This window comes from Microtetraspora malaysiensis, from assembly GCF_001528665.1.
In the GTDB taxonomy this organism is placed as follows: Bacteria; Actinomycetota; Actinomycetes; order Streptosporangiales; family Streptosporangiaceae; genus Microtetraspora_A; species Microtetraspora_A malaysiensis.
In genome coordinates, this window is sequence record NZ_BBYJ01000014.1 from 155,618 (window position 1) to 176,271 (window position 20,654).

The following is a 20,654-nucleotide window of genomic DNA, read 5'->3' on the forward strand; positions in this document are numbered from 1 at the left end:
GCCGTCACTCCTTGATGCGCTTCATGGTGAGGTGGGAATCGACGCGGGAGACCGCGGGCAGCGGCAGGATCCGCTGGCTGAGGAACTTCTCGTAGGCGATCTGGTCGGCGACCGCCACGCGCATGTAGTAGTCGGGGCGCCCGAACATGCGCCGGAACTCCACGACCTCCTCCAGCGCCGCGACCCGGGATTCGAAGTCCTCCACGGTCTGCAGGTCGTTGACCGCGATCTCCACCGACACGACCACTTCCAGAGAACGACCCAGGGCCTCGGGAGAGATCTGCGCCCGGTACCCGGCGATCACCCCGGCGTCCTCCAGGCGCTTGACCCGGCGCAGGCACGGCGGCGGCGTGAGGCCCACCCGGCGGGCCAGCTCCACGTTCGACAATCGCCCATCCTGAGCGAGATGAAACAATATTTCCTGATCAACGTGATCTAGGCTAATAGAATTGCTCATAGTCCTCATTTCCGCTCACTTTTGAAACCATATTATGCGCTGTACGCACTAAAATTGCGTTCATGCGTGGAATGCGAGCAAGAGGCGGAGCGCGGGACTTCGCGGCAGCGGCGGCCGACACCGCCTCGGTGGGGCTGAGCCTGTTCCCCCTCGGGATCAGCTTCGGCGTCCTGGTGGTGCACGCCGGGCTGACCTGGTGGTGGGCCACGGTGTTCACCGCCGTGATCTACGCCGGGTCGCTGGAGTTCCTGCTGCTGGGCCTGGTCGCCTCGGTGACACCACTGGGGCAGATCGCGGTCACCGCGCTCCTGGTGAACCTCCGGCACGTCTTCTACGCGCTGTCCTTCCCCCTCTCCCGGGTCCGGCCGCTCGGCCGCGTGTACGCCACCTTCGCGCTCACCGACGAGGCCTACGCCATGACCGCCGGGGAACACGCCCGCTCCTGGAGCGGCGCCCGCATCCTCTGGATGCAGGCGCTGTGCCAGGGCTACTGGGTCGGCGGGGCCACGCTCGGTGCGCTCGCCGGCTCATTGATTCCGATCACCCTGCACGGCCTGGACTTCGCGCTGACCGCCCTGTTCGTGGTTCTGACGATCGACGCCTGGCGGACACAGCGGGACCTGCCCGCTCCCCTGCTGGCCGCGGCGAGCTTCGCCCTCGCCGCGCTCCTCACGCCGGGACAGGTGCTGCCGGCCGCGATGGCCCTGTTCACCGTGAGCCTGCTCATCCGGTACGCCCTGCGCCACCGCGCCGGCTCACCCGCGCCCGACGAGCACCGCCACCCCGTACCCGCCGTACCCGCCGTACCCGCCGTGGCCGCAGCGGGCGGGGAAGGATAGGACCCGCATGCCCACCCCGCTCTACCTGGCCACCGCCGTGGCCGTCAGCGCCGCCGTCACCTGGGGCCTGCGCGCCCTGCCCTTCGCCGTCCTGACCCCGCTGCGCAGCTCGGCCGTCCTGCGGTACCTCGCCCGCCAGATGCCCACCGGCATCATGCTGATCCTGGCCCTCTACACGCTGCGCGAGGTCCGCCCCACGGCCTGGGCGGACGTCGTGCCCACCGCGCTGGCCCTGGCCGCCGCCATCGGGCTGCACCTGAGAACCCGCAACGCCGTGATCAGTGTCCTGGGCGCCACGGCCCTGCACGTGGCGATGTCGACCCTCTGGCCGGCCTGACGACCCGAAATCCCGTCGACAAGGCCGCTCCTGGCCGCCTATGTTGCGGATCATGGCAGATATCCCCGTTGCGGCGCAGTGTGACTGCGGTGCGGTTGCCGGCCCGCTGGGCGAATGCGTGGACTATTACCACGCGATCCTCTCGGAAGAGCAGGCCGATCCTCAGATGTACAGGTGGCACGCCCCGGTGGTCTGCGCGTATCTCCTGCAGCATCCTGCCAGAGCTCACGAGAAGTACCTTGACGGTCAGTTCCGCCAGCTGCAGCTCTACGTGGACAAGGGCCTTGACGCGCTGCTTCGCGTGGCGGCTCATCAGGTGGCGCGGAACAAGCACGGAGTACGGTCGGGCTACGACATGGCGCCATTGGCGGCATACGAACCGCTTCCGCCGGCCGGGCCTCCCCGGGATTTCCGCGCCACGTTCTCCGGGTTGCCGTTCAGGGACGGCAGCTTCGTGTCTGATGGGCATCTGGCCTACGGACACCGCATCGAGGCCATCGCCGAAGCGACCGTGGAGTCCTGGAGATCTATCCAGGCCTGATCCCCGAAGGCCGCTGCGGGCTCATCCCAGGAAGCGGAACACGTTGCCCTTGTGACTCCTCCGCTCCTTGAAGGGAGCGGAGGCTCGCCAAGCCGCTTCCGCAGCGCCGCGAAGGGCAAGCCCTGCCCTGAGAATGTTGACCGCCGCGCAGAAGCCTCAGGCCCGGGCATGGGCCGCACCGGTTTCCAAGGGGATACGCCACAGACCGCGGTCGCGAGGTCGGCGCCCACTGCCGATATCCGTGCTGGCACGGATCACTCCCCGCCACCCGCGGGCCTAGCTTGAGAGCCGTGGCGCCTCCGCCCACCGGTCTGCCTTCACCGTTTTCCCGGCCACGGCCCGTCCGCTGTGTTCTCATCGCCTGGTGACAGGACTTTGAAAGCGAGCCTCAAGGGAGCGCGCGGAAGCTCCTTCTCAGTGACGATCCATCGGAAGGACCACCCATGAGCAACGTCCGGAAGACCCTCGCAGCCGTCGCGGCGATCGTGCTCGTCTCCCTCACCGCGGCCTGCAACAGCACCGACCTCGGCGGCGGCAAGAGCGGAGAAGACAAGCCGGCCAATATCAGCAAGGCCGCCGACGGTGGCACCGACAAGGGCACCGACGACGGCACGAAAGGTGTCACGGGTGGCGCGGGCAACCCGGCGATCTGTGCCGAGGCGCTTGCCGCGACGGGCGAATTCATGACCAAGGTGATGGCGGCGCCCACCGATCACCAGAGCATCAACAAGGCGATTTCGGGCCACGCCGACACGCTCAAGAAGCTCTCCGGGCGGGCCGACGGCGATCTCAAGACGGCCCTGTCCGAGATGGTCGACGCGTTCTCCCAGCTCGACGTCAACTCCGCCACGGCGAGTGACGTCAGCAAGAAGGCCGACGTGGCCAGCAAGAAGCTCCTGGCCGCCTGCTCCTGACTCCCTCAGTGCCCGCGAACACACCGGTGGTTACGGCACGGCCCTTGATGGCGCGCTGACGGCCCGGCGATCAATCGGGCCGGCTCAGTTCGTGATCGTCCAGTTCGGCCGCCGACTCCGCCGACCCGCCGCTCCTGGCAGGGCTCACCGGTGCGGGTCGGGCTGGGGGCCTGGCGGGTCGGCAAGGGCGTGCACGCCTGCGCGAATGCGTTCGATGTCCATGTGTTGATGCTGGCGAAGGTAGTCCATGACGTCGGCGCGGAGCGCGGTGAAGACGGCGTAGGCAAGGTAAGGGGCGTCGACGGCGGGCCGTACGACACGGATCCGGTCGGTGAGTTCGTCGATCCAGAACTGGCTGGCGGGGTTGGCGTAGTAGGCGTACGGCCCGTAGTGCTCCAAGGCACGGATGAGCGTGCGGTTGTCCAGGACGAAGTCGAACAGGGCATCGAGGTAGGCGTGGAGCCGCGCTCCGGCATCTCCTCCGGGGCCGAGTGGGGGTTCTCCGGATCGCACGCGATCCCGCAGGGCGGTGACGCGTGGCGCGATGAGCGCTTCGACCAGTCCCAGCAGGTCGCCGAAGCGGCGCATGACCGTGGCCTTGCCGACTCCGGCGGCCTGGGCGATGCGGGCCAGGCTGACATGGTCGAGGTCCTCGCGCTGGAAAAGCGCTTCCGCTGCGGTCAGTACGGCGGCGCGGTTGCGAGCAGCATCGGCGCGTTCGGTCACAGCCACACCTCCTTGCAAAAGTGGTCCAGTGGACCGTATCTTACCGGACCGTAGGACCGGTTCGCGTCCTTCCTGGCTTCGCTCGCCCGATGTCCGCGTTGGGTGAAGTGCCAGTGGGTATGGACGCCACCTGCGGAAAGGGAGCTATGAAACGCATCTGTCGGGCTGTGATGTTCTCCGAATACGGCGAGGCCGAGGTCCTGCGTGTGGCCGAGTGCGAGGTGCCCGATCCGGGCCCGGGACAGGTCCGCATCGCCGTCCGCGCCGCCGGTGTCAACCCGATCGACTGGAAGATCCGCAGCGGCGTCATGGCCGCGATGATGCCGGTGCGGTTTCCGGCCGTTCCCGGTGTCGACGTGGCCGGCGTCGTCGAGTCCGTCGGGCCGGACGTGACCGATGTCGCCGTCGGAGACGAGGTCTTCGGCAAGGCGGTCTCCGGAAGTTACGCCGAACTGGCGCTGGCAAACTGCGACTCCATCGCCGCGAAACCCGCAGCGGTGCCCTGGGAGGTCGCAGCCGCCCTGCCGGTGGCCGGCACCACGGCCTATCACGCTTTCGCCCAGCTCCGCCTGGCGCAGGGCGAGACGATCGTGATCGACGGCGCGGCCGGCGGCGTGGGGACTGTCGCAACCCAGGTCGCCCGGCATCGCGGACTCACGGTGATCGGCACGGCCAGCCCACCCAACCACCACTACCTGCGCTCTCTCGATGCCATCCCCGTGAGCTACGGCGACGGCCTGGCCGACCGGGTCCGGGCTGTCGCCGCGGACGGTGTGGACGCCGCCGTCGACGCCTCGGGGCGCGGTTCCCTCTCCGCCCTGGTGGAGTTGACCGGAGATCCCGATCGCGTCATCACTCTCGCCGACGCGTCGGCACGGTCACTGGGCGTGCGCCTCGCCTACGGCGAGCCCGACGACATGCCCGGCATTCTGGCCGAAGCGATAGCGCTGGTGGCGGTAGGCACGATCACGATCCCCATCGCCCGCACCTATCCCTTGACCGACGCGGCCGCCGCCCATCGCGACAGCCAGGCAGGGCATGTCCGCGGCAAACTTGTCCTGGCACCGATCTGACGGCTGCGGCCGGATCAGATCAGGGAGGAACCCGCCGCGGGTAGCCGCTCCCGCCTGGCCCGCCCTGCCAAATGGGCCCGCCGAGCACGAGCCCCACACCGCGGCGTGAATGACCCCCGAACCGGGGCAGCACACCCGTATGACCGGCAGGCGACAACCGTACGCCAGCGCTGACTACCTGCCGATCGCCGACCACGGACTGATCGGCGATCTGCGCACCGCGGCCCTGGTGGGCACCGACGGCACCATCGATTGGTACTGCTGTCCGCGCTTCGACGCGCCCAGCGTGTTCGGCTCGATCCTGGACGCCGACCGGGGCGGGTCGTTCGAGCTGGCCGCGGACGCGCCGACGAGGACCAAGCAGTTCTACTTCCCGGACACCAACGTGCTGATCACCCGGTTCTTCACCGAGGACGGCGTGGGAGAGGTCCAGGACTTCATGCCGATCACCGACGACGCGGGCGAGCTCGGCCGGCATCGGCTGATCCGGCGCGTGCTGTGCGTGCGCGGCTCGGTGCCGTTCCGCGCGCGGGTGGCTCCGCGGTTCGACTACGCCAGAAAGCCGCACATCGTCCGGCGGCAGGCCGGTCAGATCCTCTTCGAGTCCGCGGACCTCGCGCTCGCGCTGACCGCGACCGTGGCGGTCGAGCACGACGCCCAGAACGCGACCGCGTCGTTCAAGCTCGGCGAGGGTGAGTCCGCGGTATTCGCGCTCGACTGCGTCAGCGACGACATCACGCCACGGGGCTGCCCGCACGCCGAGGCCGAACAGCAGTTCACCGCCACCGTGGCGTTCTGGCGCCGGTGGCTGTCCTCCTCCCGCTACCGCGGCCGGTGGCGGGAGATCGTGCACCGCTCCGCGCTGACTCTCAAGCTGCTCACCTACGCGCCCACCGGAGCGATCGTGGCCGCGCCGACAACCAGCCTTCCCGAACAGATCGGCGGCGGACGCAACTGGGACTACCGGTACGTCTGGATCCGCGACGCGGCCTTCTGCGCCTACGCCCTGCTGCGCCTGGGCTTCTCCAGCGAGGCCGAGGCCTTCATGAAGTTCCTGCGCGAGCGCGTCAGCCTGCGCGCCGGCGGACAGGGGCCGCTGCAGATCATGTACGGCATCGACGGCCGCACCGACCTCCCCGAACACGAACTGGCCGAGCTGGAGGGCTACCGCGGCTCCGCCCCGGTACGCGTCGGAAACGCCGCCGCCGATCAGCTCCAGCTCGACATATACGGCGCGCTGATCGACTCGGTCTATCTCTGCGACAAGTGGGGCCAGCCGATCCCCAGCGACCAGTGGGACAGCGCCTGCGAAGCGGTGGAGTGGGTCTGCGACCACTGGGACCAGCCCGACGAGGGCATCTGGGAAACCCGCGGCGGCCGCAAGAACTTCCTGTACTCCCGGCTCATGTGCTGGGTGGCGATCGAACGGGCCATGCGGCTGGCCCACCGCCGTGGCCTGCCCGCCGACCTCTCCCGCTGGGCCCGGGCCCGGGACGCGATCTACCGGCAGATCATGAGCCGCGGCTGGTCTCCCACGCGGCGGGCGTTCGTCCAGCACTTCGACGGCGACGTCCTCGACGCCGCGGTCCTGATGATGCCGTTGACCAAGTTCATCTCCCCCACCGACCCGAAGTGGCTCGCCACGCTGGACGCGCTCACCGCCGACCTGGTGTCCGACTCGCTGGTCTACCGCTACGACCCCGCCGCCAGCCCCGACGGCCTGCGCGGCGCCGAAGGCACCTTCTCGATCTGCTCGTTCTGGTACGTGGAGGCGCTCGCCCGTGCCGGGCGACTCGACGAGGCACGGCTGGCCTTCGAGAAGATGCTCACCTACGCCAACCATCTCGGCCTGTACGCCGAGCAGATCAGCCACACCGGCGAGCAGCAGGGCAACTTCCCGCAGGCCTTCACCCACTTCGCGCTGATCAGCGCCGCGTTCAACCTCGACCGCGCCCTCGGCTGATCGGCGGCCGCCAGCGGAGCTGATCCGATCGGCCGAGTCAGCTTGCCTCGCGGAGCGGTTGGAACTGGACGTTGAGACGTACTTCGAGCGCTTCGGCGAGACGTTCCAGCATGGGGATGGTGGGCATGGTGCCGCCGGCCTCGAAGCGAGCGACCGCGGGCTGCTTGAGGCCGGCCCGCTCAGCCGGTTCGGCCTGCGTGAGCCCGAGTTCTTCGCGGCGCTGCCGCACCGCCTCTCCGAGCTCGAACCGAAGACGAGCGGCCTCATAGGCGGCTCCGGCACCGGGACGGCCCATGATCTCGGCACGCTTGTCGGCCCACGCCTTGCGATCGGCCATGGCCCTCGCTCCTCATCTGCCGTGTGCGACTCGGCAATACACCGCTCCATCGCTCGTACCGCCCGCTCGGTCTCACCGGCCTCACGCATCCGTTGCTTCTTGAACACCGTGAGCAGGATGATCGGACGTTACAAGGCGGGCAAACGCGCCGTCCTGCGAATGGAGCATCGGCCCAGCATCGGGCCGGGGGCTCCCGAAGGCCGAGAACAGGCGTAACGGATCCGGCCCTCCGGCGGGCGCTCGGCCACACGCTCGTTGAACAGGGAACGCGCGGAAGGCGCGCGTGCCCGTCAGCGCTCGGCCGTGAGCTCGACGCGCAGGCGCTTGCGGTCGAGCTTGCCGACAGCCGTCTTGGGGATGGCGTCGCGGAAGACGACCGTGCGCGGCTTCTTGTAGGACGCCACCTTCTCGGCAACGTGCACGACCAGCTTTTCGCGCAGCTCGTCGTCCGGCTCGACCCCGTCGGCGACGACCACGACGGCGGTGACCGCCTCCACCCAGCGTTCGTCGGGGGTGCCGACGACGGCGACCTCGCGCACCGCCGGGTGCTCCAGCAGGACGTCCTCGACCTCCCGCGGATAGACGTTGTAGCCGCCGCTGATGATCATGTCGGAGGTCCGGTCCTTGAGGAACAGGAAGCCGTTGTCGTCCAGGACCCCGACATCGCGGGTGTGGACCCAGCCGTCACGGAAGGTCTGCGCGGTCAGTTCCGGGGCGGCGAAGTACCCGGCGCTCGCCGAAGGCCCGCGCACCACGATCTCCCCCGGCTCGCCCGGGGCGACCTCGCGGCCGTCCTCGTCGAGCAGGCGCAGGTCGATCTCGGTCGCGATCTGCCCGCACGCGGCGAGCCGCGCGCCGCCGTGGTCCTCCGGCCGGAGTACGGCGATGCACAGCGGGATCTCGGTCTGCCCGTAGTACTGCCAGAAGCGCTCCCGGCCCCACGCGCGCATGGCGCGCTCGATGGTGGGACGCGGCATGGGCGATGCGCCGTAGATGACCCGGCGCATCGTGGAGACGTCGGTGGTCTCGAAGGCCGGGTGCTCGACCAGCATCTGGATCATGGTCGGCACCAGGGTGGTCGCGGTCGCCCCGTAGCGCGGGATCGCCTCCAGGAACGCCCCGGGCAGGAAGCCGGGGAGGATCACCGTGCGGCCGCCGCGCAGCCACAGCGGCAGCACGAACACCCCGCTGGCGTGGATCAGGCTCGCGGCGTGGAGCATAACGTCGTCACGCGTGGCCGGGAAGAGGTTGAGCAGCACGTTCCGGCAGATCGCCGCGTAGGACGCCTGCGTGTGCTGGGCCGCCTTCAGGGTGCCGGTCGTCCCGGAGGTGAACAGGGTCAGGATCACATCGTCGGGCTCCACCGGGACCTCGGGCAGGCTCGCGGGCGCGTTCTCGGCCCTGCGCAGCAGGCTCGGCTCGTCGTCCAGGCCGGTCTCCAGGCCCAGGAAGACGACCTGCGGGAGCGCGGCGGCCAGTTCACGGGCGCGGTCGGTCAGGTCCGGCCCGAACACCACGAGCTCACATCGGGTGTCGGTGAGCATGGTGACGTGCTCGGCGACCGACAGCCGGGCGTTGAGCGGGACCCGGTTGATCCCGGCCTTCACACAGGCGAAGTCGAGCGGGACGCTGAGCAGGCCGTTGTTCACGAGAAGCCCGACGCGCCGCCGGTGTCCGGCGCCCGCTTCCCCCAGCACATGAGCGAGCCGGTTGCTCAGCCGGTCGACCTGCGCGTAGGTCAGCTCCTCCTCGCCGAACACGACGGCGACCCGGTCGGCGTGCTGCCGCGCGCCGCGAACGATCAGCTCACGGGTGGTGGGACTCATGCTGGTCTCCTCTCGGGGTGAAGCTTCCGTGCCGGCCCTCACCGGCGGCGAAGCGGGCGGCGCCGGCCACGCCCTCACGCGCCACGACGGGGACGCCCGCGGCTCCCTCGGCGCGCAGCGCCTCGGCGACGGTCAGATCGAGCCCGGCGTAGACCGAGGCGCGGTCGGCCAGCACGCACTCGAACGGGAAGGCCGCGATCTGGGCGGCGAGCTCCCGCGCGGCGTCGACCGCCCGGCCGGGTTCGACGACCCGGTTGGCCAGTCCCATCGCGAGCGCCTCGTCGGCCTCGACCGGACGTCCGGTCAAGATCAGGTCGAGCGCCCGGCCCAGGCCGACGATCCGCGGCAGGCGGACCGTGCCGCCGTCGATGAGCGGCACCCCCCACCGCCGGCAGAAGACGCCCAGCACCGCGTCACGCTCCACGATCCGCAGGTCGGCGAGGAGGGCCAGCTCAAGTCCGCCCGCTACGGCGTAGCCGCTGATCGCGGCGATGAGAGGCTTGCCGAGCTGCAACCGGGTCGGTCCCATCGGGCCGCTGCCGCCGCCGGCCGGGTCGAGCTCGTTTCGGCGGGCCGGGTCGCCCACCGCGGTCAGGTCGGCTCCGGCGCAGAACGTCCCGCCCGTACCGGCGAGCACCGCCACACGCTGACCCGGATCGGCCTCGAACTCCTCGAACGCCGCCCGCAGCTCCGCGGCCATCGCGCCGTCGACGGCGTTGCGCCGGTCGGGACGGTCCAGCCAGATCGTGGTGGTCGCGCCATCGACCTCGACCCGCACATCAGCCATCACTACCTCCGTGGTCCTACAGTGGAGCAACGGAATGCCTTTATAACGCGCCATGGAAATTCTTGTCTAGGAGCCGTTACAAATGACCGAGCTGACGGCCCGCAAGCTCCTGCTGGACCTGGTGACAGCCCGCCCGCACACCAGGTTCTCGATCTCGGCGCTGTGCCGCGCCGGCGAGATCGTGGGACTGAGCGGGCCGAGCATCCGCATGGCCGCGACGCGGTTGAACGAGGAGGGAGTGCTGGACCGCGACGGCCGCGGCACCTACACGCCGTATCCCGACCGGCTGCGCACGTACCCGCACGTCGAGCACTGGGAGGACCGGCACCTGTCCGTCGTCCCGTGGAGCGGACGCTGGGTCGCGGTCGAGAACTCCGCCACCGCCCGCACCGACCGCGCGACCCTGCGCCACCACGAGCGCGCGCTGCACCTCCTGGGATTCCGGACCTGGCGCGGCGCGCTCCACGTACGCCCCGGCAACCTCCGCGACGGCGTCGACGGGCTCCGCCGGACCCTGGGGAACACCGGCATGGCTCCGGGAGCCGCCGTGTTCGGGATCGATCAGCTCGATCCGGCGACCGACCGTGAGCTGCGACGGCTCTGGGACACCGGCGAGCTCGTCGCGCGACTCGACCGGACGGCGCACGAGCTCACCCGGAGCCGCGACCGCCTCGGCACACTGAGCGCCGAGGAGTTCGCACGCGAGTCGCTCCTCCTCGGCAGCCGGGCGATCGCGACGATCGTGCACGACCCCCTGCTGCCCGCGGAACTCTGCGACCCCGAGCCCCACCGACGGCTGGTCGCGCTGACCAGGTCCTACCAGGAGACGGCCCAGACCGTCTGGGGGCGACTGCTCGGTCTCGACGAACAGGACTGAGCACCCCGGCGAAAAGCTACCTCTCCTCGGTGGCCGGGCAGGCTGAGGGGTTGAGCGCGGTGGTGATGGCGGCGAGCCAGGCCGGCGGCCGCGCATGACCGGCGGACGTCAGCAGCCGCCGGCCAAGCGACTGACGAGGGCATCAGTCGAGGGACAGCCCTGCGGCCGGAGTCACCCGGGCGGCCCGGCGCGCCGGGAGAACAGCGGCGAGGAGCCCGGCCAGGGCGGCGATGAGGACGACGACACCGAGTGACAGCCAGGGGACGCGCATGGTGGCGTCGCTGAGCGCCCGCGTCACGAGCGTCTCGTAGCCGACCCAGGCGAACCCGACGCCGATCACGGTGCCGAGCAGGGTGGCCACCACCGACAGCAGCACCGCCTCGGTCGCCAGCATCCGCCTCAGCTGCCTGCGGGTGAGCCCGAGCGCGCGCAGCATCGCGTGCTCGCGGGCGCGTTCGAGTACGGAGAGTCCCAGGGTGTTCGCGATCCCGATCAGGGCGATCACGACCGCGATGCCGAGCAGGCCGAGCGCTGACCAGGTATAAATTTCCAGCTGTTGGTCCAGCGACTCCCAGGTCCGCAACCCGTTCTCGATCGTCGCGCCAACCGGATCCGCCAGCTTGTCCAGGTCACCGCCGAGTCGAGCCGGGTCGGCGCCGGAGGAGGCGCGGATCCAGATGGCATGCGGCTCGGGGGCGTCGGTGAGCGTCGCCAGCGTCTCGGGCGCGACCACGCCCACCGGGCCCCAGCCGGTGCCGACGGCGACCTGCAACTGGGCTCGCCGGTCGCCGACGCGCACCGTGACCCGGTCACCGGGCCGCAGACTCAGGTCCTTGCCGAAGGCCTCGGAATCGATTCCGATCTTCCCCGGCTCCACCCGGGCGAACGCGCCGCCGTCGCGGGCCACGTGCTCCGCGGCCGGCGCGGTGACAACCGGGATCGGTTTGTCGAGCCCGGCCACTCGGGCCACGGCGCCGTCCACTGGAATGGCCCGCTCCACACCGGGAGTGTGACGTACCCGGTCAAGGAGGTCGGTGGTGACCGGCCTCTCGGGCGAGGTGAGTGCGACATCGATGGGGTGGTCCCTGCCGATCTGCTCATCCAACGCCGAACGCCACGTGGCCATCCCGGTGAGCACGGCGGTCGTCAGGGTGACGCCGACCAGCAAGGAGGCAGTGGTGGTGGCGGTCCGGCGCGGGTTGCGCACAGCGTTCTTGGTCGCCAGCCTTCCGGCGGGGCCGAGCAACGCGCCGGTGATCCAGACCAGGTGGGGAACGAGCACCGGCCCGAAGAGGAGTACGCCGGCGAACACCGATCCTCCGCCTGCCACCATGAGCGCCGTACTGCCCTGGACCATCGCCACCCCGAGCAGGGCCGGCCCGGTGACCAGGAGGATCGCGGCGAGCGCCAGCCGCACCAGGCCGGTGGCCGTGTGCACGTCGACCGCGGCATCCGGGCGCAGCGCCGCCAGCGGGCTCACCCGGACCACACGCCGGGCCGGCAGCCAGGACGCGACCATGGTGACCACCAGGCCGACGGCGAACCCTCCCAGCAGCCAGGGCGTGGGCAACTCGGCGGCGCCCATCAAGGCGGTGGGCGTGAGGGTGTTGATCAGGGCGATCAGCCCGTAGCCGAGACCGACGCCGACCAGTGTCCCGGTCAGCGACGCGAGAACCCCGACGACGGCCGCCTCGCGGCGTACCGAACGCACCACCTGCCGCCGGGTCGCACCGATGCAGCGCAGCAGTGCGAAGTCGCGGAGTCGTTGCGCGAACAGGATGGAGAACGTGTTCGCGATGACCAGGACCGCGACGAAGAGCGCGATGCCGGCGAACAACAGCAGCATCACCGACAAGCTGTCCACCCTGTTCTGGACATAGGTCAGCCGCTCCGCGGCGAACCCCTCCGGCGACTGCGCCTTCGCGCCTTCCGGGAGCTGACCTACCTCCCCGCGCACCGCCACCGCGCTCAGATGGAGATGGTCGCGCCACTGCAGCAACTGCGGCCAGGTGACGTACATCGCGGCCTGGGCCGGGGGCGAGGGCGACTCCACGAGACCGACCACGCGTACGTCGCGCGCGGCGGCGCCCTCACCGATCCGAACCCGGTCGCCGACCGCGATGTGCTCGGCCAGGGCGAAATACACGTCCGCCACCGCCTCGCCCGTGCGTGCGGGGAAGCGACCCGAGCTGAGCTCCTGCCAGCGCCACTCCGCCGAGGTGGCGATCGGCCCCACGGTCGTTTCGGAGGGGAGGCGCCGGCCGTTCGCGCGCGCTGGCAGCGTTGCCCGGCCGGTCGCGGCCGCGTTCTCACCGTGTCGCTCGGCGAATGCGATCGCGGCCTTCGGGTCCAGCTCGGACGATGGCCACCCCGCCGCCGAGACCACGTAGTCGGCATCGCGGTACGGCGCCCCCAGGCCGTCCATGAGTCCGCTACGCGCCCCGGACGTGAGCACGCCGACCACGACGACGAAGGCGACTGCGACGGCGACCGCGATCGCCGCTGCGACGTACCTGCGGATGTGGGTGCGCAGCGACGCGAGGAAGACGGTACGCATCAGGCGATCCGCCCGTCCTGCATGGTGACCACGTAGTCGGCGTACGTCGCCGCGTCCCGCTCGTGGGTGACCATCACGACGGTCTGGCCGAGTTCGCGCGCCGACCGGCGCAGGTGATCCAGCACCTCCGCCGACGTGGTGCTGTCCAGGTTTCCGGTGGGCTCGTCGGCGAACAACAGGTCCGGCTCGGTGATCAGGGCCCGGGCGATTGCGACCCGCTGCTGCTGGCCGCCGGACAGCTCTGCGGGCCGGTGGCCGAGCCGGTCGGCCACGCCGAGGGTGTCGGCGAGCATGCGCGCGCGCTCCCGTGCCGCGTCGTCGATCCGGCGACCGCCCAGCTCAAGCGGGAGCACGATGTTCTCGCCCGCGGTGAGCATCGGCAGCAGGTTGAACGACTGGAACACGAAGCCGATGTGCTCGCGGCGGAAGATCGTGAGCGCGTCGTCATCGAGTGATCCGAGGTCGGTGCCCGCCACGGTGACGGTGCCGCCGCTGGGCTGGTCGAGTCCGGCCAGGCAGTGCATCAGCGTGGACTTGCCCGACCCGCTCGGCCCCATGATCGCGGTGAACCTGCCTCGTGGGAGGTCGAAGTCGATGCCGCGCAGGGCATGCACCTGGGCATCGCCTTGGCCGTAGGTCTTGGTCAGGTTCCACGCGCTGGCGGCCACGGTTTCCTGCGCGCCTTGCCGGGTGGTGGTCGTCATGCCTGCAGTCAAGGCAGCGCGGTGTTGTCAGCATGTATGTGGTTTTCGATATGCCGACGAAATGCTCCGGCTCCTAGCATCGAGAGCATGCGTGTGTTGATCGTCGAGGACGAGCCCTACCTGGCAGAAGCCATCCGCGACGGCCTGCGCCTGGCAGCGATCGCCGCCGACATCGCCGGTGACGGTGACACCGCTCTGGAACTGCTGAGCATCAATGCCTACGACACCGCCGTCCTCGACCGCGACATCCCCGGCCCCTCCGGCGACGAGATCGCCAAACGCATCGTCGCCTCCGGCAGTGGCATGCCCATCCTCATGCTCACCGCTGCCGACCGGCTCGACGACAAGGCCTCCGGGTTCGGCCTCGGCGCCGACGACTACCTCACGAAGCCCTTCGAACTCCGAGAACTCGTGCTCCGTCTCAGAGCACTCGACCGCAGGCGCGCCCACAGCAGACCACCCGTACGAGAGATCGCCGGCCTGCGTCTGGATCCGTTCCGCCGCGAGGTCTACCGCGACGGCCGTTACGTCGCGCTCACCCGGAAACAGTTCGCCGTGCTCGAAGTCCTCGTCGCCGCCGAAGGCGGTGTCGTCAGCGCCGAAGAACTCTTGGAGCGAGCGTGGGACGAGAACGCCGACCCCTTCACCAACGCCGTACGCATCACTGTCTCGGCGCTTCGCAAACGGCTCGGCGAACCCGGGATCATCGCCACCGTGGCCGGCGCCGGCTACCGCATCGACACAGCACCCGGCACCGGTGAGGGAGGAGGCCGTGGCTAGAGCGCCTGGTTTGAGCGTTCGCCTCAAACTCACCCTCAGCTATGCCGGGTTCCTCATGCTTGCCGGTGCCTTGCTCCTCGCGGCCGTGTGGGTGTTCCTCCTGTCCTACGTGCCCGACAGTGCGCGCGGCCTTCTCGGCGTGGCGCCCAACCGCCGCGTCCTCCTGCGAACCTTCGCGCCGGCGGCAGCCTCAGTGTTGGCGTTCCTGCTGGTGTTCGGTCTCGTGGGAGGGTGGATTCTCGCCGGCCGCATGCTCGCCCCGCTGACCCGCATCACCGACGCCACACGCAGGGCCGCGAACGGATCCCTCTCCCACCGGATCCAGCTGGAGGGCCGCACAGACGAGTTCAGCGAACTCGCCGACGCCTTCGACGCCATGCTCGCACGGCTCGAAGCACACGTCGCCGAACAGCAGAGATTCGCGGCCAACGCCTCCCACGAACTGCGCACCCCGCTGGCGATCTCGCAGTCACTTCTCGACGTGGCCCGCGATGATCCGGCACACGACCATGGCGCACTCGTCGACCGTCTTCACGCCGTCAACGCCCGTGCGATCGACCTCACTGAGGCGCTACTCGTGCTCAGCCGCGCTGACCAGGGGTCCTTCACCCGAGAATGTGTCGACCTGTCGCTACTCGTCGAAGAAGCCATCGAAACACTGCTCCCGCTCGCCGAGAAACGCGGTGTCACCATCGAGACCTCCGGTGACATCACCCCGGCCATCGGGTCGCACGCGCTCCTGCTGCAGATGACGACCAACCTTGTGCACAACGCGATCGTGCACAACCTGCCCGAACAGGGCGCCGTGTGGATCAAGACCAGCGTCCACCCCGAGACCGTGGTGCTCACTGTCGAAAACAGCGGCGAGAAGCTGTCTCCACAGTTGGTCTCGACACTCACCGAACCGTTTCAGCGCGGCACCGGAAGAATACGCAACGACCACGCAGGCGTCGGCCTCGGCCTGGCAATCGTCAAGAGCATCACCCGAGTACACGACGGATCCCTCACTGTCGTCCCGCGCCCCGCGGGCGGGCTCCATATCGTCGTCCGGCTGCCCGCCCCACCACCGCATGCCGCCAAATAGTCAGGTACCGCACAACGTGGTGGCGTACGGCCACAGAACGGGATGAACCCCACCGACGATCCCCGGCTTCGATTACCGGCGAGTCCCGGCCGCTGTGCCGAGTGCTCCGGCGACGGACCGAAAAATCCGTCGCCGGCGCGGCCGGGCGTGAATAGGGTTGCCGGATGCCCGGCGCGATCTTCAGCCATCCCCGCCTCGCACTCGTGTACGACGCTTTCGACGGAGACCGCGACGATCTGGCGGCGTACCTCGCCATCGCCGACGAGCTGGGCGCGGAGCGTGTGCTCGATGTCGGATGCGGGACGGGGAGCCTGGCGGTCCTGCTCGCCGACGGCGGCCGCACGGTCGTGGGGGTCGATCCGGCCGAGGCGTCGCTTGAGGTCGCGAGGGCGAAGGATCCGACCGGAAGGATCACCTGGATTCACGGCGACGCCACGACCGTTCCGGCCCTCGACGCCGATCTCGCGGTGATGACCGGCAACGTGGCGCAGGTCTTTCTCACCGACGACGACTGGGCACGGACCCTCCGGGGCATCCACGCCGCACTGCGCCCGGGTGGTCACCTCGTCTTCGAGACCAGGCGTCCCGAGCGCCGGGCGTGGGAGGACTGGGCCGCCGACACCGCTCCGGTCACCCTCGACGTCCCGGGGGTCGGCTCGGTGGAGCAGCGTCTTGCGGTCACCGACGTGAGCCTGCCGTTCGTCTCCTTCCGCCACACCTACCGGTTCCTGGCGGACGGCGCCGTCGTCACCTCGGACTCGACCCTCCGGTTCCGCGACCGCGACGAGGTGGGGACGAGCCTGGCCGCAGGCGGTTACCGGGTGGTGGACGTGCGAGAAGCCCCTGACCGGCCGGGTCGCGAGCTCGTGTTCGTCGCGGAGCGCGTGTCCTGAAGCCGTCCGGCTCACCCCCTCGCGGGCGCCCAGGGACGGCCGATTCCTTCAAGACACCGGCCCCCTCCCCGAGGCAGGCTGCAGGCATGAACGTCGACCTCTCCGCGGCGGACGCCTTCATGGCCGCGTACGCGCGCGTCCTGGACCGCCGCCGCTTCGAGCTGCTGCTGAACCGAACGGACCCCGCCGCCGCGCTGGCCGCCCTGGACGGCTATCGCAACCCCGACGGCGGATACGGCTGGGGCCTGGAACCCGACCTCCGCTCGCCGGAGAGCCAGCCCGGGGCCGCGCTACACGCCTTCGAGGTGTTCGAGGACGTCGCGCCGGTCACCGCCCCGCACGCCTCCGCGCTGTGCGACTGGCTGGAGTCGGTCTCCCTGCCCGACGGGGGCCTGCCGTTCGCGCTGCCCCTGACCGTCACGGCGGGCACGGCCCCCTGGTGGAGGGAGGCCGACCCCTCGGTGTCGGCACTGCAGACCACCACCGTGACCGCGGCCGCGGCCTGGCGCGTCGCCGCCCACGACCCCGCCGTGGCCGCGCATCCCTGGCTGGAGCGGGCCACCCGCTACTGCCTGCGCGCGATCGAGGCGATCGACCGCGCCCCCTTGGCGTACGTTCTGCTCTTCGCGGTGCATTTCCTGGACGCCGTGTACGACGCCCGCCCCGAGGCGGCCGATCTCCTGCGGCGGCTGGGCAAGTACGTCCCCGCCGACGGACGGGTGCGCGTCGAGGGCGGCACGGAGCAGGAGATGGTGCGCCCGCTCGACTTCGCCCCCTCCCCCGACCGGCCGGCGCGTGATCTGTTCGACCCGGCGGTGATCTCGGCGGACCTCGACCGCCTGGCCGCCCTCCAGCAGGACGACGGCGGCTGGATCGTCGACTACGCCACGATCTCTCCGGCGGGCTCCCTGGACTGGCGCGGCCACACCACCGTCCGGGCCGTCGACACGCTGCGCCGCAACGGCCGGCTCTGACCGCTCGCCACCGTCCTGATCGTCAGGTGGCGAGCCGGGCGAGGTCGCCGTGCACTCCTGGGCGGGCATCTGGCACGACCGGCGTGGTGTACGGCGCCCGCGCCCTGTCGGGACCACGCCGTGCACGCCGAAGGCCGGCGTGCCAGGTGAGGATCGCCCAGGCACGCCGCGCCCGAACCCGAGCCGGCGCGCCTCAGCTCATTGCGTCAGGCACTCTTGGCCGAACGGCATCAGCTGGCGTAGCTCGGCCGCGTTGGCCTGCCTGCCGTACGGTGCGAGCTGGAAGGTCTCCGGCCCGAGAAACTCCGACCAGTGCCTGTCGACGAAGGCGCGGCAGGCGTCCACGTCGCCGGCCGGGGGCACCTGGTCGAGGAGGCCGCGCTGGAATGGGGCGAACTCCAGGAACTGGGAGGCGTGCGCGAGGCAGGCGTCCAGTTTGGCCTGCGCCACCGGTGCCACGTCCACCACCACGTCGTCCCGGTGCACAGGGCCGGAGGCGTAGTCGGTCATCAGCAAGCAGACCGGCTGCCGTTCCAGGGCGGGCTTGCCGCACTCGACATTGCGCACGGTGACAAGCTCCACGGCCTGCTCGGCCAGCTTTCCCGCGGCCCGGTTGTCCGGGTGACCGGCGCCGTCACCATGTAGGGCGATCACCAGGTCGGGCCGCCAGGCGCGGATCTCGCGCATCAGTCTCAGGCGCAGCTTCACGGTCGGCTCGAGAAGGCCGTCATGCACGTCGAAGATCTCGTAGTCGACCACTCCGAGAGCGTCGGCCGCGCGCCAGGCCTCCTCCGCTCTGCGGCGGGCCAGCGGCGCCCGTTCGAGCTCGTGGTGCCCGGCGTCGCCGTTGGTGAGCGTCAGGAACTTCACCGCGTGTCCCGCCCTGGCCAGCAGGGCGGAGGTGCCGCCCGCGTAGAGCTCGGGTTCGTCGGGGTGGGCAGCGATCACCAAGGTGCGCAACATCTCTCAGCTTTCATTGAGGGGGCCGGTACGGCCTGCCGTACCGGCGTGGAAGACCTGCTCGCGAGCCAGGTCGAGGGCATGGCGGACGGCGCCTTCGAGCACGGCGTTACCGCTGACGCGGCTGACGGCGACGGTGACGGGCGCGAGGCCGGTGGGGGCCAGGAGCTCGGCGACGCGGATGCGCAGCGCCTCACCGGCCGCTGCGCAGAGGGGGCCGCCGAGGACGACGTGGCCGGGGTCGAGCACGCCCACGGCCGCGGTCACGCCGAGCGCGACACGTTTGGCGACATCGTTGAGGAACCCCGCGGGAAGCTCGGTGCGAAGGAACTGCGTGACCGCGCGGAGGGTGGGCTCGACGTCCAGTCCGTGCGCCTTGGCCAGCTCGGCCAGCGAGGCGGTACCGAGCAGCGCGCCCAGCGGCCCGCCGTCCGGCCCGTAGAGCCGCCCGCGGCTCACCGGATCGGGCACGATCACGGAACCGACCTCACCACCACGGCCGGTGACCCCGCGCCACAGGGCATCGTTGAGCACGACCCCGGCGCCGACTCCGTTCCCCACCCAGAAGAGCACGAAGCTGCTCCCCTTGTGCTCTTCCAGCTCCCGGATCGTGACGAGGTTGACGTCGTTCTCCAGCCGGAAGCGTTCAGTGCCCAGCCGCTCGCGCAGATCGCCGAGGTCGTCGAGGTGCGACCAGCCGGACAGCTGCACCGCCTGGCGCAGCCGGTGGCCTCCGGCGTCGACGACTCCGGGCACGCCCAGCACGATCTGGTCGAGGTCGTCGAGCGTGACCCCGGCGTCGTGGGCCGCCGCCTCCACCGCCTCGGTCAGGAACGTCACCGCGTCGGTGCCCTCGCCGGGGGCTTCGGCCTGGTAGCCGCCCCGGACCTCGCCGCTGAGGTCGGCCACCGACACCTCCACGGCGCGCGCTGTCAGATCCAGCCCCGCGACCCAGGCGGCCGAACCGTTCAGCTCCCACAGTTGGGCGGCGGGGCCGGCGTTGCCGGGTTTGGTGCCGGCCTTACGCACGAGGTGCCCGTTCTCCAGGCGGCGCAGCACCTCGGCGGCGGAGGCCTTGGAGAGCCCGGTGTGGAACTCGAGCTCGGCGCGGGTGAGCGAGCCGTGCCGGAGCAGCAGTTCCAGGGCCGCTCGCTCATTGAGCGTGCGGAAGACGGTGGGGTTTCCGGTGGACACTACTTCACTGCTCCTGACGTAAGCCCGGACTGGATGTGTCGCTGGAAGACGATATAGGCCACCACGACCGGCAGGACCGTCATGCTGAGCGCCGCGAACAACGCCGGCCAATCCGCCTCATATCCGGCAATAGTCGAGATATCCGCGATGCCCTGCGTGATCACCCAGTTGCTCTTGTCTCCGGGCAGCAGCACCAGAGGCAGCAGGTACTGATTCCACTGGCCGAGCACGTTGAAGATGGTCAGGCTGACCATCGCGGGCTTGGCCATCGGCAGCATGACCTGGAAGAAGGTCCGTGTGTACGAGGCTCCGTCGATCATCGCCGCCTCGGCGACCGCGTCCGGCAACCCCCGGAAGAAGGAGGTGAGGAAGAAGACGGTGAAGGGCAACGAGTACGCGATGTAGACCAGGATCAGCCCGACGTGTGTGTTGAGCAGCCCGAGCCCGTCGACCACGAAGAAGAGCGGCACCAGGGCGAGGAAGACCGGGAAGGCCATGCCCGACACGAACAGGAAATAGATCAGCCGGTTGCCGGGGAATTTGAAGCGGGCCAGCACGTAGGCGGCCATGGAGCTGAGCAGCATGGTGCCCGCGACGCCGAAGAAGACGACGATCGCCGTGTTGAGCAGGTACCGACCGATGCTGGCACGTTCCCAGGCCCGCGCCCAGTTGTCCCAGCGCAACTCGCCCGGTAGTTGCAGGGCGTCACCGAAGATCTCGCCGTTGCTCTTGAAGGAGGCCAGCAGCGTCCAGATCAGCGGGGCGATGATGAGCAGCGCCCATACCGCCAGGACGGCCTGCGAAAAGCCCCCGAAGACTTTGCGGCCCATG

The 20,654-nt window shown here is 70.1% G+C and carries 21 protein-coding genes; 11 read left to right on the forward strand and 10 right to left on the reverse strand.

The window, feature by feature from the left end:
• Positions 1 to 4: 4 nt before the first annotated feature.
• Positions 5 to 466 (reverse strand): Lrp/AsnC family transcriptional regulator, encoded by a 462-nt coding sequence (locus tag AWQ71_RS19200; protein ID WP_369407206.1) that lies wholly within the window; start codon positions 464 to 466, stop codon positions 5 to 7.
• Positions 467 to 519: 53 nt separating this feature from the next.
• Between AWQ71_RS19200 and AWQ71_RS19205 the strand changes: the two genes are divergently transcribed.
• The 4 genes from AWQ71_RS19205 (at position 520) to AWQ71_RS19220 (ending at position 3,088) form a co-directional block, all read left to right on the forward strand.
• Positions 520 to 1,296: an AzlC family ABC transporter permease gene (locus AWQ71_RS19205; protein WP_084259049.1), complete on the forward strand. Its 777-nt coding sequence runs from the start codon at positions 520 to 522 to the stop codon at positions 1,294 to 1,296.
• A 7-nt stretch (positions 1,297 to 1,303) separates the two neighbouring features.
• Positions 1,304 to 1,633 (forward strand): branched-chain amino acid transporter permease, encoded by a 330-nt coding sequence (locus tag AWQ71_RS19210; protein ID WP_067135070.1) that lies wholly within the window; start codon positions 1,304 to 1,306, stop codon positions 1,631 to 1,633.
• A gap of 52 nt (positions 1,634 to 1,685) precedes the next feature.
• The gene (locus tag AWQ71_RS19215; protein ID WP_157570437.1) at positions 1,686 to 2,174 is read left to right on the forward strand and encodes a DUF5946 family protein; all 489 of its coding nucleotides are present in this window, start codon (positions 1,686 to 1,688) and stop codon (positions 2,172 to 2,174) included.
• 443 nt (positions 2,175 to 2,617) lie between these two features.
• Entirely contained in the window at positions 2,618 to 3,088 is a 471-nt protein-coding gene (locus AWQ71_RS19220) for a DUF8711 family protein (RefSeq protein WP_067135074.1), read from the forward strand.
• Between the two features lie 144 nt (positions 3,089 to 3,232).
• Here the strand turns inward: AWQ71_RS19220 and AWQ71_RS19225 are convergent, their stop codons facing one another.
• The gene (locus AWQ71_RS19225; RefSeq protein ID WP_218001863.1) at positions 3,233 to 3,814 is read right to left on the reverse strand and encodes a TetR/AcrR family transcriptional regulator; all 582 of its coding nucleotides are present in this window, start codon (positions 3,812 to 3,814) and stop codon (positions 3,233 to 3,235) included.
• A gap of 146 nt (positions 3,815 to 3,960) precedes the next feature.
• Here AWQ71_RS19225 and AWQ71_RS19230 point away from each other — a divergent pair, with 146 nt between their 5' ends.
• Together AWQ71_RS19230 and AWQ71_RS19235 are read left to right on the forward strand one after the other, a co-directional pair.
• Complete coding sequence (locus tag AWQ71_RS19230; RefSeq protein ID WP_084259050.1) at positions 3,961 to 4,887, forward strand: NADP-dependent oxidoreductase; 927 nt, start codon at positions 3,961 to 3,963, stop codon at positions 4,885 to 4,887.
• 109 nt (positions 4,888 to 4,996) lie between these two features.
• Complete coding sequence (locus tag AWQ71_RS19235; RefSeq protein ID WP_245658363.1) at positions 4,997 to 6,850, forward strand: glycoside hydrolase family 15 protein; 1,854 nt, start codon at positions 4,997 to 4,999, stop codon at positions 6,848 to 6,850.
• 37 nt (positions 6,851 to 6,887) lie between these two features.
• Here the strand turns inward: AWQ71_RS19235 and AWQ71_RS19240 are convergent, their stop codons facing one another.
• The 3 genes from AWQ71_RS19240 to AWQ71_RS19250 all read right to left on the reverse strand — a co-directional run bounded on the left by AWQ71_RS19240 (position 6,888) and on the right by AWQ71_RS19250 (position 9,800).
• Positions 6,888 to 7,187: a helix-turn-helix domain-containing protein gene (locus tag AWQ71_RS19240; RefSeq protein WP_067135080.1), complete on the reverse strand. Its 300-nt coding sequence runs from the start codon at positions 7,185 to 7,187 to the stop codon at positions 6,888 to 6,890.
• Positions 7,188 to 7,477: 290 nt separating this feature from the next.
• The gene (locus AWQ71_RS19245) at positions 7,478 to 9,013 is read right to left on the reverse strand and encodes a class I adenylate-forming enzyme family protein (RefSeq protein ID WP_067135082.1); all 1,536 of its coding nucleotides are present in this window, start codon (positions 9,011 to 9,013) and stop codon (positions 7,478 to 7,480) included.
• Positions 8,994 to 9,800 (reverse strand): crotonase/enoyl-CoA hydratase family protein, encoded by an 807-nt coding sequence (locus tag AWQ71_RS19250; RefSeq protein WP_067135084.1) that lies wholly within the window; start codon positions 9,798 to 9,800, stop codon positions 8,994 to 8,996. Before AWQ71_RS19250 ends, AWQ71_RS19245 begins: the two co-directional genes overlap by 20 nt.
• Before the next feature lie 82 nt (positions 9,801 to 9,882).
• Between AWQ71_RS19250 and AWQ71_RS19255 the strand changes: the two genes are divergently transcribed.
• The gene (locus AWQ71_RS19255) at positions 9,883 to 10,677 is read left to right on the forward strand and encodes a hypothetical protein (protein ID WP_084259051.1); all 795 of its coding nucleotides are present in this window, start codon (positions 9,883 to 9,885) and stop codon (positions 10,675 to 10,677) included.
• A 142-nt stretch (positions 10,678 to 10,819) separates the two neighbouring features.
• On the opposite strand, the gene AWQ71_RS19260 is transcribed toward AWQ71_RS19255, so the two are convergent.
• Both AWQ71_RS19260 and AWQ71_RS19265 read right to left on the reverse strand, forming a co-directional pair.
• Positions 10,820 to 13,234 (reverse strand): ABC transporter permease, encoded by a 2,415-nt coding sequence (locus tag AWQ71_RS19260; RefSeq protein WP_067135086.1) that lies wholly within the window; start codon positions 13,232 to 13,234, stop codon positions 10,820 to 10,822.
• Positions 13,234 to 13,938, reverse strand: coding sequence for an ABC transporter ATP-binding protein (locus AWQ71_RS19265; protein ID WP_067135088.1), 705 nt, complete (start codon positions 13,936 to 13,938; stop codon positions 13,234 to 13,236). The genes AWQ71_RS19260 and AWQ71_RS19265 overlap by 1 nt, the downstream gene beginning before the upstream one ends.
• Before the next feature lie 87 nt (positions 13,939 to 14,025).
• On the opposite strand from AWQ71_RS19265, the gene AWQ71_RS19270 reads away from it, so the two are divergent.
• The 4 genes from AWQ71_RS19270 to AWQ71_RS19285 all read left to right on the forward strand — a co-directional run bounded on the left by AWQ71_RS19270 (position 14,026) and on the right by AWQ71_RS19285 (position 17,669).
• On the forward strand, positions 14,026 to 14,718 hold the full coding sequence (locus AWQ71_RS19270; RefSeq protein WP_067135090.1) for a response regulator transcription factor: 693 nt from the start codon (positions 14,026 to 14,028) through the stop codon (positions 14,716 to 14,718).
• A gap of 10 nt (positions 14,719 to 14,728) precedes the next feature.
• Positions 14,729 to 15,802, forward strand: coding sequence for a sensor histidine kinase (locus tag AWQ71_RS19275; protein WP_067135092.1), 1,074 nt, complete (start codon positions 14,729 to 14,731; stop codon positions 15,800 to 15,802).
• A gap of 164 nt (positions 15,803 to 15,966) precedes the next feature.
• Positions 15,967 to 16,695: a class I SAM-dependent methyltransferase gene (locus tag AWQ71_RS19280; protein ID WP_067135094.1), complete on the forward strand. Its 729-nt coding sequence runs from the start codon at positions 15,967 to 15,969 to the stop codon at positions 16,693 to 16,695.
• Between the two features lie 86 nt (positions 16,696 to 16,781).
• Positions 16,782 to 17,669 (forward strand): hypothetical protein, encoded by an 888-nt coding sequence (locus AWQ71_RS19285; protein ID WP_067135096.1) that lies wholly within the window; start codon positions 16,782 to 16,784, stop codon positions 17,667 to 17,669.
• A gap of 198 nt (positions 17,670 to 17,867) precedes the next feature.
• Here the strand turns inward: AWQ71_RS19285 and AWQ71_RS19290 are convergent, their stop codons facing one another.
• From AWQ71_RS19290 to AWQ71_RS19300, 3 genes are read right to left on the reverse strand one after another with little or no spacing between them, the layout of a single operon-like run.
• Positions 17,868 to 18,632: a PIG-L deacetylase family protein gene (locus tag AWQ71_RS19290; protein WP_067135098.1), complete on the reverse strand. Its 765-nt coding sequence runs from the start codon at positions 18,630 to 18,632 to the stop codon at positions 17,868 to 17,870.
• 3 nt (positions 18,633 to 18,635) lie between these two features.
• Complete coding sequence (locus AWQ71_RS19295) at positions 18,636 to 19,823, reverse strand: ROK family transcriptional regulator (protein WP_067135100.1); 1,188 nt, start codon at positions 19,821 to 19,823, stop codon at positions 18,636 to 18,638.
• Positions 19,823 to 20,653 (reverse strand): carbohydrate ABC transporter permease, encoded by an 831-nt coding sequence (locus tag AWQ71_RS19300; protein ID WP_067135102.1) that lies wholly within the window; start codon positions 20,651 to 20,653, stop codon positions 19,823 to 19,825. Before AWQ71_RS19300 ends, AWQ71_RS19295 begins: the two co-directional genes overlap by 1 nt.
• Between the last annotated feature and the right edge of the window lies 1 nt (position 20,654).